A 14,368-nucleotide genomic window follows, 5' to 3' on the forward strand; every position below is an offset into this window, starting at 1 on the left:
TCTGGAGCGCGGGTGGAGCGCCTCCGGCACGTGCCGTGCTCTGGGCCTCCGCCGGGCCGAGCCCGGAGCCGGTCCCTCAACAAGGACGACGCGTTACATGAATCAGCGGAAACACACGAAACAGCTACGCCGCCAGCTGCGTTGGGCGGGCTTGTCCGCGACGGTGCTGGCCGCGCCCGCGAGCTTCGCGCAGGACTGTCCCAAACCCACGTTGCAGCAGTGCGTGGATGTCGACTACCGCGCCAGCAGCTGCGGCAGCGTCCACGACGCGTACTGCCAGGGGGTCGTGGAGTCGGAGTGGAAGGCCGGTTGGGAGGCTGCTCCCAAGCGCGTGGCGCTGCTGCCCGAGGAGTTGGGGGGCGGGGTGGACACGGTGGCCTACGCGCCCCACGTCCCGAAGCACACGCGCTTCCAGGGCATGGACCAGAGCATCATGGGGCAGGTGCTCAAGGGGCAGATTCTCTACCGCAAGGGCCTGGAGAACCTGACGAAGGAGGAGCAGGCCTACCTGTCTCGGATTCGGAGCTGGGAGAAGGACGGCGCCCAGGTGACGTCCTGCCAGGAGTTCGTTGACGAGAAGTACCTCGACTTCAGCCGCTTCGAGCGGCAGGCGGGCCGGTACGGCGACGACTCCCGCGCCTTCTTCAACGGCGCCTTCGGCAAGGAGGGCATCGCGCACCGCGTGCTCTACAGCCGGGACCAGGAGAAGCTGGCGCCCATCTGGGACGAGCAGCGCACGGCGAAGAACGCGTACTTCCGCTTCACGCCCGGCCGTTACCCGAAGGGCACCGACGGCTATGTCTTCAAGTCCGAGGCGGCGCAGCTGGCCAACAACCTGGAGGCGCGCAACTGGGTCGCTCCGTCGGACGATTGGCACCAGAAGCAGGCCGAGCAGTTCAGCCACATCGCGGATGACGTGCTCAACCACTACCAGGTGGAGCAGGAGTCCTTCACCGCGCTGCTGCGTCAGCGCGACGCCGTCTACGCGGAGTGGGCGCAGGCCTCGAAGGTCCTCCGCTCGCGAGACCACCAGACGGTGGAGCTGGACAAGCTGACCGCGGAGCGGCTGTACGGGTTGGACCAGGCCATCGAGGAGTCGCTGATCAAGGCGCAGAAGGATGGCTGCCTCGACACCCAGGGCCCCACGGTGTGTGACTGGAGCCCCCGCCGGTACAAGACGATGCTGGAGGCCGCCATGGCCCCGCGCCGCGAGGCCGACCTGCAGGCGTGCCTCTTCCTGACGGGCAACGACTTCGGTCCGGAGAGCTTCGTGCGCAACGCGGACAAGCTCAAGGTGAAGGGCCTGGACCTGAAGGACTACACGCTCTCCTCGTCGTTGCTGGCGCAGTACCTCGCCATCTACGGCGCCCACATCCACGCGCTGAACGAGCCGACGAACCCCTCCACGGGCGCGGTGCGGCACGGGGGAGAGGCCAGCGACAGCGGCTACGCGGGCGGCGACACCTTCGGTGGTGGCTACGACTACGTGGCCGGCTGGGAGTACGTCCAGCCGGGCTCGGGCCTGCACAACAAGTCCCTGGGCGCATGGTGTGACAGCGACGTGCGGCTCTACGGCGAGTTCAACGCCTATGCGAACGTGTTCGGTCCCACCCGGCATGAGGTGGCGCACGTGAGCGGCGAGGCAGGCACGGAAGGCAATGGCGTCCGCCTCAAGCTGGATGCGCGCGTGCTGGGCACCTCCCTCTACAGCCACGACAAGCACTACCCGCTGCGCTTCACCTTCTATGAGGGCAAGCCCGTCTTCGACAGTGACGCCGCGAAGGCCTCCACGACCTTCGTCGTCGTGTTCGTCCCCGTCACCGTGCAGGGCGGCCTGTCCGCGGAGGCGGGCGTGAAGATGAACATTGGCGGCGCCGTCACCCGCAACTGCGCCGAAGACCTGCTGGGCGTGGACCTGTACGGGACCATCACCCCGTTCGCCTCGGTCAAGGGCTTCGCGTCCGTGGGCATCGGGGTTCCGGGCCTCCAGGTGGGCGTGAGGGGCGAGCTGGTCATCGCCCGCGTCAACGTGCCGCTCTACGGCGACATCGGCCTCTACCTGAGCTCGCCCTCGCACCCGACGAACCCGAACACGCTGTTCCTGCGGGCGTCGTCGAAGCTCGACATCGAGCTGCGCTTCCTGGACGGCAGCATCAAGCTCTTCGGTGAGCTGCTCTTCCTGAAGGGAGAGACGACCATCGCGAGCTGGAGCGGCTTCGGCAACACCTGGAACGTCTACAACGAGACCAGGTCGCTGCCGCTGGTCCGCGTCTACTAGTCCGCCGCACCCCCTGGCCCGTGCCTGACGCGAGCCGGGGGCTCCTCGCCGCCGCGGTGTGCCCATCCGCCGCCGCGGCGGCGCTTCTCCCTCATCTGTCTGGAGTCCTTCATGCGTCGATCGAGGCTCGCCGTCCGCACGGCCGCGCTGACCACCACCCTGCTGTTCGTGGGCGCGGTGCCCGTCTGGTCCTACTTCCACCCCGCCGCGCCGGAAGCCGTTGCGGCCGCCGCGCCCGTGAGCGCCTCCCGGCTGCCGCTCTACCGGTGGACCGTGGGGGAGGAGCGCACGTACCACTTCGTCTGGAACGACCTGCAGCGCGTGGCGCTCCCCGTTCCGCAGCAGGGGGAGGCGCCCCAGACGATGGATGGCACGCTGAGCCTGGAGGGTGAGCTGACGCTCCAGGCCCTGGAGGTCCGCGCGAAGGGGGCGCGCGTGCGGCTGGCGGTGAAGCGGCTGGACCGGCACGACGCGACGCTCTCCGGCCAGGCGCTCTTCCCCGACGCCGCGGCCGTGCAGGCGCACCTGCCCCAGACGGCTTCGGCGTGGCTGGAGCTGGACGCCCGGGGCGCGCTCGTGGCCGTCCGCTTCTCCGACGCGGAGCCGCCCCTGTTCCGCCAGGTCGCGCAGACGCTGGCGGCGGAGTTGTTCCCCACGGAGCTGCGCGACGCCGCCGAGTGGAGCGCCGTCGAGTCCACGCAGACGGGCGAGGTGGAGGCGCGCTTCCAGTTCGACGGCGAGGCCGCGCGCCTGACGCGCCGCCGCGCGCGCTACCAATCCCTGCGGGCCGCCGCCACGGCGCCATCCTTCCGGCAGTCGCTGAGCTCCCTCACGCACTTCGACCGGGACCCGGAGGGCTTCCTGGCCGGGGTGTCCCACGACGAAATCCTGGATGCCACGCACACCGATGGCCGCTCGCTGATGTCGCGGCGCGTCCGCCTGCGCCTCGCGTTCTCCACGCGTCAGCAGAAGCCGCTGCCGCCGGCCACGGAGGACAAGCCCATTGTCCGCGCGCCGTCGCAGGTGGCTTTCGAGGGCGACGAGGCGCTGGCGCTGAAGACCAGCCAGGCCGACGGCATGACGGTGGACGCGGCGCTCCAGGTGCTGGCGTCCGCCACCGACCCCGGCGCCATCCCCGAGCTGGGCACCTTCGCGCGGCGGGCCATCGCCGCGCTCGAGCTGGAGCCCCACCGGGCCGGTGAGCTGGGGCAGCTGTTCCTCCAGAAGGGCAGGTCTCCCGCGATGCGCGAGCTGATGCTCGACCTGCTGGCCGGCGCGGGTCACGCCGAGGCCCAGGCCACGCTGCGCGAGCTGATGGTCTCCCCGGAGGCCCGCGAGCATGCCGGCGCGCATGGGCTGATGGTGCAGCGCGCGGGCCTCCTCCGCGAGCCGGAGCCCGAGACGGGCCGGCTGCTGGCGCGGATGAACACGGAGGCCCGGACCGCCGGTGACGTCGGCGCCGAGCGCGCGTCCGCCTACGCCCTGGGCGCCGTCGTCTCCCGCCTGCCCGCGGGCAGCCCGGAGGTGGCCGAGTTCCTGCGCCCGCTGGAGGACGCCTTGGCGCGCGCGGACAACGCCGAGTCGCTGGAGCACTCCCTGCGCGCGCTGGGCAACAGCGGCACGGCGCGCGTCATGGACCTGGCGTCGCCCCACTTGCGTGACGAGGCGCCCGAGGTGCGCTCCGCCGCCGCGGGGGCCTTGCGCACCGCGCCCCAGGAGGCCGCCACGCGCATGTTGCTGGACGCGCTGATGTCCGAGCCAGCGCGTGCCGTGCAAGGCGCGCTGCTGGACGCGCTGAATGCGCGCACCCTGGGCGCACCCGAGCTGGAGCGCCTGAGCGGCTGGGTCGTGGCGGGGCATCTGGCGCCGGGGGCCGAGGCCGCGCTGCTCAACGTCCTCACCCCCCGCATGGACGACAGCGCCGCCGTCCTCCGGATGCTCCAGGCCCTCTCGGTCCGTCCCGGCCAGCAGCCCGCCACCCGGGCCCGCGTCATGGCGCTGATGGCCCAGGCCTCGGCCAGCCGCGGCGGCTGAGCCCCTTCGCTTCAACCCACCCACCGCAGTCGAGGTCCTCATGAAACGCAGTCTCAACGGGCTGTTGCCCCTGGCCCTGCTTGGCTTCTTCCTGGCGCAGGCCGCCCACGCGGACGTCGTGGACGACGTGTGGCGCGGCACGAACATCCGGCTCAACGCCGCGCGCATCCGCGTGAAAGGCAATGACTACGCCACCGGCTACTGGCTGCTGCCGAAGGCGGCGAACACGCTGAACCTCAACGTGCCGGCGCGGCAGTTCGGTCTCAACTCGGACCTGGTGCTGCACATGTATGGTTCGCGCTCCGGCAACGTCATCACCTGGACCTTCGATGACACCTTGCCCAGCCGCTACAACCTGGGGGACTCCACCTACGTGACGCGTGTGCGGGGGACGCTCAAGGCCTACGCCCGGCAGGTGCGTGGCGCGGATGACCCCTTCTGTGACAGCGCCGCCTGCCCCCACAACGTGGAGCTGACCCTCGCTCCTGGCTCCAGCGCGAAGGTGAGCGGCTACAAGACCTTCATCTTCGACATCGACTTCACGGAGGACGTCCAGGTGAAGCAGTTCGTCGCGTATGGCGGCGTCCCGCGTCCCCGGCTGTCGTCGATGGCGGTCGTCACCCCCAGCAGCCGTTGCCCGTCCTCGGGGCCCAGCGAGTTGTCCGGCGACGTGGTGCTCAGCAGCCCCGCGCCCACTGGGGGCATCCTGGTGGACCTGATGAGCGTGGATGCGAGCGTGGGCGTGCTGCCCGTGCGCGTCCCCGAGGGCCATCGCTCCGCGCGCTTCACGCTGCGCCTGCCGCCCTACTGGACGGGCCCCACCGTCGTCTACGGCGCGTCGGGCGGCGTCCGGAAGAGCGTGAAGGTGGGCGTGCGCCCGTGCCTGGTGCATGTCTTCCCCTTCGTGCGCTGGTACTTCATCGATTCGCTCTACGCCCCCGCGCACCTGCTCAACGGTGGGGCGGTGATTGCCCGGCACAAGGAGGCGGAGTCGGACGTCCTGCTGACGGGAAAGGGCGAGACGTACTGGCTGAACGAGGTGCTCGGCGTGAAGCAGGCGCGCGTGGCGGGCGTCAACTCGACGGGAGACATCTTCGGCACGGCATACACCTCCAAGGGCCCCAACGCGTTCCTGCTCCGTTCGGAGGACGTGAAGGCGGGCGCGGAGCAGTGGCTGGAAGGCTGGGAGGCCGTGACGGCCAACGCACACGGCACGCTGCTGGTGCGTGACCCGAACGACGGCAAGAGCATCTACCGCGTGGACGAGGTGGGGCCCGCGAAGCACCCCGGCCTGTCCGAGCTGCTCCCGAGCCGTGTCCTCTTCAACGCGCTGGGGGAGGTGGCGGTGACGCTGGAGACGGAGAAGGGGCTCCGCGCCGCGCGCGTCTACGGCAAGGACGTGCAGGTGTTGCTGGACAATGAATCCGAGGTCACCGCGCTGAACGACGTGGGGGTGTTCGTGGGCACCGCGCTCGATTCGGACAAGCGCCCCCGTCCTTTCATCTGGTCGCGGCAGGAGGAGGCCCGGTGGCTGCCGATGCCCAAGGGCGCCGTGTCCGCGAAGGCCGTGGCCATCAACGACGGAGGCTGGGTGCTGGGGACCGCCACCGCCGAGGACGGCAAGACGCAGGTGCCCTTCCTCGCCTCGCCCGATGGGAAGACGGCCACGCTGTTGGATGAGGTGCTGCCGGAGGAGCTGAAGAAGGCCGGCTACCGCGTCCTGAGGGCGCTCGCGCTCGCCGACGACTTCAGCGTGCTGGTGCAGGCCCTGGATGGACAGGGCCAGCGCGTCCACCTGGTGCTGAGCCCGTGAGCCGCATTCCGGTCAGCGCGACTTCCACTCATCCACAAACAAGGACCTTCCTCGTGAAATCGAACCTTCCCCTTCTTCGGGGGCTGATGATGGTGTTCATGGCCCTCCTGGCGGGCTGCGGTGGTTGCCAGAGCAGCTCATCGTCGTGTTCCCCCAGCCAGTATGGAACCAACGGCTGTGCCTGCAGGACGGACTCCGCCAGCTGCAACGCGGGGCTCGTCTGCCGCAGCGGCACGTGTGAGCCGTGTGGCAACGAAGGCGGCGCTTGCTGCGTCAACGCGGGCACCACGTCCTGCAGTGGCACGTTGACGTGTGTCATGGAGGCCGCGGGCGAGCGCTGCCGCAACTGCGGCGAAGTGGGCGAGGCGTGCTGTGTTTCGTCGGGGAACAGCCAGTTCTGCCGCGCGAACGCCGTGTGTGTCAGCGGGAGTTGCCAGTCCGTGGCGGCGCACACCTGCGACCCGAATGGCTCGGTGTACACGGTGGGTATCCAGGACATGAACCTGTGCGCCCGGCGCGTGGTGGAGGTCCGCGCGAGCTCGCCAGCGAACGCGCTCCAGTGCGCCGGTGCCAGCGGGATGTTGGCCGCGGATGAGAGCGTCTATGAAATCCCCGACACGCCCATCACCGACTACGAGCTGTGCCTGGAGTCGCAGAGCCAGGGCCGGCGCACCACGAGCGTGCAGGCATTCGAGGACTACAACGCGCTTCGCTGCGCGCGCTGGACGCGGTGTGGCGCCAGCGACCCGTGCACCAGCGTGACGCACGGCGCCTGCACGCCCTGAGGCGAGCGGGGACGGATGCGGGGCGGAGCGCGCGGAGGGGGACGCTCCGCCCCGTGTCATGTCGGGAGGAGCCGCAGCACGGCCTGGGCCGCGCGCTCGGTGCCGTCCACGCCCTCCAGCGTCGCGGCGAGGGCGCGGGCCTTGGTGGCCATTTCTGGCTGGGACACCTGGGTGAACGCGCGGGCGATGGCGTCGGCGCTCAGCGCGGAGGGCGGCACGGCGCGGCCCACGCCCAGCCGCTCCACGCGCCGCGCGTTCGCGAGCTGGTCGCCGCCGAAGGGAACGACGACCATGGGCCGCCCGGCCGCGAGCGATTCCTGCACGGTGTTGTTCCCTCCGTGCGTCACCACCAGGTCCACCTTCTGGAGCAGGGGCACCTGGGGAACGCGGTGGAACACCCGCGTGCGTGGGCCCGCGCGGGCCTGGAGCCGCTCGAAGCTGGCGCCCGCGCTGACCACCACGTCCACGTCGTGCCGCGCCAGCCCGTCCAGGATGGCGTGGAAGACATGCGGCTGGCCGTTGAACACCGTGCCCAGTGACACGTAGACGTGCGTGCGGCCGGGCCGGATGGCGGCGAGCGCGGGGTCGTCCAGGTTCGCGGGCGCGGGCCGGGGCAGGCACGGGCCGGTCATCTCCACCGGGCCGGGCAGCGGCTCGAGGCCGGGCTCCAGCGCTGGGGTCGTCGCCATCAGGTTGAGGTCGTCGGAGATGGGCGCCGCGAGCAGCCCGTTCGTCTTCAAGGGGACGCGCAGGCGCTTCGCGGCACGGGCGACACGCGCATCGAACCCGCGCAGCAGCGCGAGCCCCCGCTGCTCGGCCTGGGCCCATGCGGCATCGCGGGGGGCGTCGTCCTCGAGCCCACTCCCGAAGGGCGCCGCGCCTTTCACGGGGAAGGGAAGGGCGGAGTGATACAGCGCCACATAGGGGCGCCGGGTCCTCCGGGCCGCGAGCAGGGCCGCGGGCATGAGGTAGTCCGCCAGCACGACGTCCGCCCCAGAGGCTTCGATTTCCTCGGCGATGCGCCGTGCATGCCCCTCCATGCCGGTGGTGAACAGCCGGAGCGCCCACCCCAGCTCGTCGAGTCCCCGGGCCCGGGTGATGCGTGCGCCGTACCAGAGCGCGGCCGGAGAGGGGCGCAGGGGCACCAGCCTGAGTCCGTCCTGGCGCAGGGCTTCCGGAAGCTGGGCGGCGAAGCGCAGCGGCTCTGGCATCAGGCCGGGAAGGCGCGCCGGCGCCACGACTGTTGCGATGGCCAGGTCGTGGCCGAGCTCACGCAGGCGCCCGCCAATGGCGCGCAGCGCGTTGGTGTGACCCGCCGTGGGGTGGGCCGCCATGAGAATCCTCGCCATGGCGCCCAGCGTAGCAGTGCGTGTCCGCCCGCCTGTCCGGCAGGCACTCCGGCGTGACGCGCCGTGACATGGGGCCTGGACAGGCCGTGTCGTTCGTGATTGTTGGTGTTCAAACCATTCCCTCCAGTCTTCGAAGGAAACGACATGCGCCGTAGCCTCGCCCTGCTCCTGATGTTGCTGCTGCCCCTGCCAGGGTTCGCGCTGAATGGAGGGCTGGGCGAGCCTCCAGTGGATGTGGACCGCCGCACGCCCATGGCGACAGCGGCGGGCTTCCTGGACGCGGCCCATGCGCGGGACGCGGCGCGCGCGCCCCACTACCTGTCACTGTCCCACCTGCCTCCGGAGCAGCAGGCGGAAGAGGGGCTGCGGCTGGCGCGGCGGCTGGTGTTCGTGATGGACCGGATGCTGTGGCTGGACTACTCGAACATCAGCCAGAAGCCGGAAGGTGACCCGGCCGACCCCGTCTACGACTCGCTGGGGCAGATTCCGCTGCCGCGCGGCGCGGTGGACATCCGCCTGCAGCGTATGGCGCGCCCGGAGGGGGCCGTCTGGGTCTTCAGCGAGGACACGGTGCGCGCCATCGACACGCTCTTCGCCGTGTACGGCTCGCCCGTGCTGGAGAAGCTGCCGCCGCTGCTCTTCGTGCGGCCGGTGTGGGTGCTGGAGCTGTGGCAGTGGCTGGGCCTGGGTGTGCTGCTGGTGGCGGCGTGGCTGGCGGGCCGGTTGGTCGAGGCGGTGGCGCTGCGGGTGGGCTCGCGGGCGACGGGCATCACGCAGTCGGGGTGGGATGACCAGCTGGTGGCGGCGGGGAAGGGGCCCTTGCGGCACCCGGTGGCGGCGCTGGTGGTGGCCTCCGGCACGCGGATGCTGCTGTTGCCTCCACCCGCGCAACACCTGGTGGACCTGGTGGCGCGCTCGCTCGTCATCGCGTCGCTGGCGTGGTTCCTCATGCGCTTCGTGAAGCTGGCGGCGGGCTTCCTGGAGCACCGCGTGGGCACGGAGAGCCAGGACGTGGCGCGCGTGCGCGGGCTGCGCACGCAGTTGGCCGTCATGCGCCGGGTCATTGAGTTCACCGTGGTGCTGGTGGCGGGCTCGCTGCTGCTGCTCCAGTTCGAGGCGGTGCGCAACGTGGGTGTGTCGCTGCTGGCCTCGGCGGGCATCGCCGGCCTGGTGCTGGGCCTCGCCGCGCAGAAGTCCATCTCCACCCTGCTGGCGGGCATCCAGCTCTCCATCACCCAGCCGGTGCGCATTGGCGACACCGTCATCGTGGAGGGCGAGTGGGGCTGGGTGGAGGAAATCACCCTCACGTACATCGTCGTGAAGGTGTGGGACTTGCGCCGGCTGGTGGTGCCGATGAGCCACTTCCTCGACAAGCCCTTCCAGAACTGGAGCAAGGTGTCGCCGGACATCATGGGCACCGCGGAGGTGTTCGTGGACTTCCGCACGGACGTGCCCGCGGTCCGCGCCGAGCTGCGGCGCATCTGCGAGACGGACGGCGTGGGCCTGTGGGACGGCAAGGTGGCTGGCCTTCAGGTGACGGAGTGCACCGAGCGCACCATCAAGCTGCGCGCGCTGGTGAGCGCGCCGGATTCGGGCAAGGCGTGGGACTTGCGCTGCATGGTTCGTGAGAAGCTCATCGCGTTCCTCCAGAAGCAGCCGCATGGCCTGCCGGTGCTGCGCGCCGAGGCGACCCACGCGAACGTCCAGGACGGCGCCGCCGTCACGCTCGGCGTGGTGCCGCTGTCCGGGCCCGCTGGCGCCAACGTCGTGGTAGCGGCCAAGCGCCAGGACTGAGTCTCGTGTTCACGGGGCCCCATGGGGAGGCCCCGCCGGGCAGGCCGTGTTTGCCGTGGGCGCCACGCGGCCCCCACCTTCGGACATCGCTTCGTCGGGAGGTGGACATGACTGGAAGGCTTGGCAGAGCAGGCGGCGTGGCGGTCCTCGCGGCCCTGTGGGGCATGGGCCCCCTGGTGGGGCTCACCGCCCGGGCGGAGGCGCCCCAGGCGGGGCAGACGCGGGAAGTCTTGTCCGCGCGGGACCTGCTCCTGGGACAGCTCGCCCTCTTCGACGCGAAGACCATCGCGGCGGGCAACCTGGCGTTGGAGAAGTCGGCCAACCCGCAGGTGCGGCAGTTCGCGTTGCGGCTGGTGGAGGAGCACCGCCGGCACCTGCAGGACTTGAAGGCGTGGGGCGGCTCGCCGTCCATGGACAGGGTGGTGGCGGACCTCACGCAGCCCCGGACCACGGCGGGGATTGGCGGCTCGGGGAGCAAGGACGGCGGCCTCATTCCGGGGCCGAGTCTGTCCATGCAGCGCGCGGACGCCCGCCTGGAGCAGGCCGTGGCGTATGCCCAGCAGCACCTGGACGTGCTCAGCAAGGCGCAGGGCCGCGACTTCGATGAGGCCTTCCTGAAGCGCGTCATCGAGGACCAGGAGGACGGCCTGCGGCTCGTGGAGCAGGCGCATCCGACGTACAAGAACGATGGGGCCTTCACCCTCATGCTCGACAGGACGGGCAACCTCGCGGACCGTCAACTGCAGCGGGCTCAAGGGCTGAAAGAGTCATTCGAGTGAACGCGCCATCCATTCGCCCGGCCTGCCGGGTTGACGTGACGAAGAGGGGGCGCCTAACTCCGGCGGCATGAGGACCGCCGCGAGGCTGCTGTGGGTGTACCTGGCCGGGGCCCTGTGCTCGTGCGCCGCGCCCGCGCCTCGTGTGTCGCCCGTTGCCCCCGAGGGCGCCACGCCCGTGGGGCCCTTCCTTCCCGAAGCCCGCGCCTTGTTCGAGGGGTGCACGCCGGTGCCGGACCGGGCCGACTCGCGGCTGTACCGCTGCGATGGCGTGACGGTGTGGCTGACCGAGCGGGAGGGCCTGACGCCCGAGCAGGCACTGACGGAGGCCCAGGCGCGAATCACCGAACGGTTGGGGCCCGGTGCCACGGTGGTGGAGGAGGCGCTGCCGCTGGCGGGAAGTCCGTGGCCCGCGGTCCGTGTCGAAGCGTGCGAGCCGGAGGACTGTCGCGCCGCCGGGTATGCATCCGCCGTCACCGGGACGCTGGGGCGGGTGCGGCAGGTCGGGTGCGTGGTCCAGGCTCCAGTGCGGCCCCTGCTGGCGCGCTGCCTGGAGTTGATGGAGTCCCTCGCTTCGAATGGCAGCCCCGAGGGCGAGACGCTGGGACGCGAGGCGCTGCTCGTTCCGCCGCGCCTGCCATGGCGGGCCCTGGCAGTGCCGGATGGATGTCTGCTCGCCGCGTCCACGGCGCGCGCGGGACGCATTCGCTGCGAGGGGGCATCGCTGTCGTGGAGCCTCTACGAACCGGCCCAATCCCAGGTGACGGAGCGCTGGCGCTCGCAGAGCGTGGCGGAGTTGGTGGACGCGCTGCCGGGAGCGGGGCCCGTCGAGGAGGTGCCCTGCCGGCTGGAGAACCTGGACACGCGATGCGCGCGCTTCACGGTGCCTTCATCCGAGGGGCCGCTGCTCGTGTGGGCCGCGGCCGTGACGTGGGAGGACCGGGCGCTCTTCGCCGCGTGCAGCCACCGGGCCTCCGAGCCGCCGTATCCCGCCGTCTGCAACGGCGCGTTCACCCTGCCTTGATGCCGCGAAGGACGACATCTCGTGTACGAGCTCCAGGACGTCTCCAAATGCTACGGGGCCAAGCAGGCCTTGCATCCGCTCAGCTTGAGCCTGCCGACAGGGCGCACCACGGTGCTGCTAGGGCCGAGCGGCTGTGGCAAGTCCACGCTGCTGCGCCTGCTCAACGGGTTGCTGCCGTGTGATACCGGGCGCGTCCTCTTCGATGGCAAGCCGCTGCCCACGGGAGGTGATGCGCTGCTCGCGGTGCGCCATCGCGTGGGGTACGCGCTCCAGGGGGGCGGCCTCTTTCCGCATCTCACGGGCGAGGAGAACGTCACCCTCATGGCGAGCCACCTGCGCTGGTCCACGGCGAAGACGCGCGAGCGGCTGGAGGCCTTGGTGGAGTTGACGCGCTTTCCCACGGACGCGCTGGCGCGCTATCCCTCGCAGCTCTCCGGTGGCCAGCGCCAGCGGGTGGCGCTGATGCGCGCGTTGATGTTGGACCCGGACGTGTTGCTGCTGGACGAGCCCCTGGGCGCGTTGGATCCGTTGGTCCGTCACGAGCTGCAAGGTGACCTGCGCGCCATCTTCGCCCGGCTGCGCAAGACGGTGGTGCTGGTGACGCATGACCTGGCGGAGGCGGGCTTCCTGGGAGACCGCATCCTGCTCATGCGAGAGGGCCGCGTGGTGCAGCAGGGGCGGCTCGCGGATTTGGAGGCGCGGCCGGCGGATGACTTCGTCACCCGGTTCATCCAGGCGCAGCGGCCTCTGCCTGGCGGTGGGCTGGGAGGCGCGGCGTGAGGGTGGGGCTCCTGGTGTTGTTGCTCGTGGGGGCGTGTGGCGGGGCGTCCTCGGCTGGGGACGGCGTGCCCCAGGTGCGCGTGGGCTCCAAGAAGTTCACCGAGTCCGTCATCTTGGGTGAAGCGGCGGCGCAGCTCGCGCGGAGCACCGGTGCGCGGGTCACGCACCGGCGGGAGCTGGGCGGTACCGCCGTGCTCTGGGAGGCGCTGCGCCGGGGCGAGCTCGACGTGTACCCCGAGTACACGGGCACGTTGCGACAGGAGTTGCTGTCCGGGCGCCACCTGCCAGATGACGCGGCGCTGCGTGCGGCCCTGGCTGAGTCTGGGCTTCGGATGAGCGAGCCGCTGGGCTTCAACAACACGTATGCGCTGGGCATGAAGGAAGCGGAGGCCGAGCGGCTGGGCATTCGCCGCATCTCTGATTTGCGTGCCCATCCTTCGCTGCGCCTCGGCTTCAGCAACGAGTTCATGGACCGCGCGGATGGCTGGCCCGCCTTGCGAGACAGCTACCGGTTGCCGCAGCGGGACGTACGCGGGCTGGACCATGATTTGGCGTACCGGGGCATGGAGAGCGGGTCGCTCCAACTCACGGACCTGTACTCCACGGATGCGGAGATTGAGGCCTATGGGTTGCGTGTGCTGGAGGACGACCTGCGCCACTTCCCCGCGTATGACGCGGTGCTGCTGTATCGCGACGACCTGGAGGCGCGGGCGCCCGAGGCCCTGGCCGCGATGCTGCGTCTGGAGGGCCGCGTGTCCGAGGAGGACATGGTGAAGCTCAACGCGCGGGCCCGGCTGGAGCGCGTGTCGGAGGGCCGCGTGGCGTCGGGTTTCCTCGCCACGGCGCTGGGGGTTGCTTCGGAGGTGCGCGGGGACGGATTGGCCGCGCGCGTGTGGAAGCGGACGCGTGAGCACCTGTTCCTGGTGGGGGTGTCTTTGCTGGCGGCGATGGCGCTCGCGGTGCCCTTGGGCGTGCTGGCCGCGCGGCGGCCTCGGCTGGGGCGCGGGGTGCTGGGGCTGACGGGGGTCATCCAGACGGTGCCGTCGCTGGCGCTGCTGGTGGTGATGATTCCGCTGCTGGGGATCGGCTCACGTCCGGCGATTGCCGCGTTGTTCCTCTACAGCCTGCTGCCCATTGTCCGGAACACGGCGGCGGGGCTGGCCGGAATCCCACCCGAGGTTCGCGAGTCCGCGGAGGCGCTGGGCCTGCCCGCGTTGGCGCGGCTGTGGCGCATCGAATTGCCCATGGCTGCGCCGTCCATCCTCGCGGGCATCCAGACGGCCGCGGTCATCAACGTGGGCACTGCCACGCTGGGCGCGCTGGTGGGGGCAGGGGGCTACGGCCAGCCGATTCTCACGGGCATCCGGTTGGATGATGTGCGGCTCATCCTGGAGGGCGCGGTCCCCGCGGCCGCGCTGGCACTGCTCGCCAGTGGCCTGTTCGACGCCGTGGAGCGTGTGGTGGTGCCTCGGGGGCTTCGGCTGGGCACTGTGGCGCGTTCGACGCGTTAGTCCTGCTCGTCGAGCCAGATGAATCGGTTGCCGCTCGCGAGGGCACGCTCGAGAAAGTCGCTGAACGCGTCAGCAATCTTCCGAACCTCATTGGGACATGCCTTGGCTTGATGGGGCACGCGAGCCTCTCCTGGACCTCCTTGATGTTGAGGTCGGTCCGTTCTACCGCGAGCGTGCCCAGGTCCAGTTGGACGCTCTCGATGAACCGTAACGAGACCTGCCGC

12 protein-coding genes are annotated in these 14,368 nt (G+C 70.8%); 10 read left to right on the forward strand and 2 right to left on the reverse strand.

Annotation, left to right across the window (positions count from 1 at the left end; translation table 11 throughout):
- Positions 1-97 precede the first annotated feature (97 nt).
- From HNV26_RS13180 to HNV26_RS13195, 4 genes are all read left to right on the forward strand, one after another.
- Positions 98-2,278 carry a hypothetical protein gene (locus tag HNV26_RS13180; RefSeq protein ID WP_253816528.1) on the forward strand — a complete coding sequence of 727 codons (2,181 nt, stop codon included), beginning with the start codon at positions 98-100 and terminating at the stop codon, positions 2,276-2,278.
- 111 nt (positions 2,279-2,389) lie between these two features.
- Positions 2,390-4,312, forward strand: coding sequence for a HEAT repeat domain-containing protein (locus tag HNV26_RS13185; RefSeq protein ID WP_171444565.1), 1,923 nt, complete (start codon positions 2,390-2,392; stop codon positions 4,310-4,312).
- 40 nt (positions 4,313-4,352) lie between these two features.
- Complete coding sequence (locus tag HNV26_RS13190) at positions 4,353-6,125, forward strand: hypothetical protein (RefSeq protein ID WP_171444566.1); 1,773 nt, start codon at positions 4,353-4,355, stop codon at positions 6,123-6,125.
- 53 nt (positions 6,126-6,178) lie between these two features.
- A complete protein-coding gene (locus HNV26_RS13195) occupies positions 6,179-6,910 on the forward strand; it encodes a hypothetical protein (RefSeq protein ID WP_366816860.1) in 732 nt (243 codons plus the stop codon).
- Between the two features lie 56 nt (positions 6,911-6,966).
- Here the strand turns inward: HNV26_RS13195 and HNV26_RS13200 are convergent, their stop codons facing one another.
- The gene (locus HNV26_RS13200; RefSeq protein WP_253816529.1) at positions 6,967-8,259 is read right to left on the reverse strand and encodes a glycosyltransferase; all 1,293 of its coding nucleotides are present in this window, start codon (positions 8,257-8,259) and stop codon (positions 6,967-6,969) included.
- A gap of 144 nt (positions 8,260-8,403) precedes the next feature.
- On the opposite strand from HNV26_RS13200, the gene HNV26_RS13205 reads away from it, so the two are divergent.
- The 5 genes from HNV26_RS13205 to HNV26_RS13225 all read left to right on the forward strand — a co-directional run bounded on the left by HNV26_RS13205 (position 8,404) and on the right by HNV26_RS13225 (position 14,144).
- Positions 8,404-10,053, forward strand: a complete 1,650-nt coding sequence (locus HNV26_RS13205) for a mechanosensitive ion channel family protein (RefSeq protein ID WP_171452802.1) — start codon at positions 8,404-8,406, stop codon at positions 10,051-10,053.
- A 107-nt stretch (positions 10,054-10,160) separates the two neighbouring features.
- On the forward strand, positions 10,161-10,832 hold the full coding sequence (locus HNV26_RS13210) for a DUF4142 domain-containing protein (protein ID WP_253816530.1): 672 nt from the start codon (positions 10,161-10,163) through the stop codon (positions 10,830-10,832).
- A 67-nt stretch (positions 10,833-10,899) separates the two neighbouring features.
- A complete protein-coding gene (locus tag HNV26_RS13215) occupies positions 10,900-11,853 on the forward strand; it encodes a hypothetical protein (protein ID WP_171440423.1) in 954 nt (317 codons plus the stop codon).
- Between the two features lie 21 nt (positions 11,854-11,874).
- The gene (locus tag HNV26_RS13220) at positions 11,875-12,633 is read left to right on the forward strand and encodes an ATP-binding cassette domain-containing protein (protein ID WP_171440422.1); all 759 of its coding nucleotides are present in this window, start codon (positions 11,875-11,877) and stop codon (positions 12,631-12,633) included.
- Positions 12,630-14,144 carry an ABC transporter permease/substrate-binding protein gene (locus HNV26_RS13225; protein ID WP_171440421.1) on the forward strand — a complete coding sequence of 505 codons (1,515 nt, stop codon included), beginning with the start codon at positions 12,630-12,632 and terminating at the stop codon, positions 14,142-14,144. The genes HNV26_RS13220 and HNV26_RS13225 overlap by 4 nt, the downstream gene beginning before the upstream one ends.
- On the opposite strand, the gene HNV26_RS38960 is transcribed toward HNV26_RS13225, so the two are convergent.
- On the reverse strand, positions 14,141-14,263 hold the full coding sequence (locus HNV26_RS38960) for a hypothetical protein (protein ID WP_301338441.1): 123 nt from the start codon (positions 14,261-14,263) through the stop codon (positions 14,141-14,143). The two genes, HNV26_RS13225 and HNV26_RS38960, sit on opposite strands and share 4 nt — an antisense overlap.
- Between HNV26_RS38960 and HNV26_RS13235 the strand changes: the two genes are divergently transcribed.
- Complete coding sequence (locus tag HNV26_RS13235) at positions 14,242-14,355, forward strand: DUF2379 family protein (RefSeq protein WP_253816531.1); 114 nt, start codon at positions 14,242-14,244, stop codon at positions 14,353-14,355. The genes HNV26_RS38960 and HNV26_RS13235 overlap by 22 nt on opposite strands.
- The last annotated feature ends 13 nt before the right edge of the window (positions 14,356-14,368 follow it).

The organism is Myxococcus xanthus (assembly GCF_013116825.1).
GTDB lineage: Bacteria > Myxococcota > Myxococcia > Myxococcales > Myxococcaceae > Myxococcus > Myxococcus xanthus_B.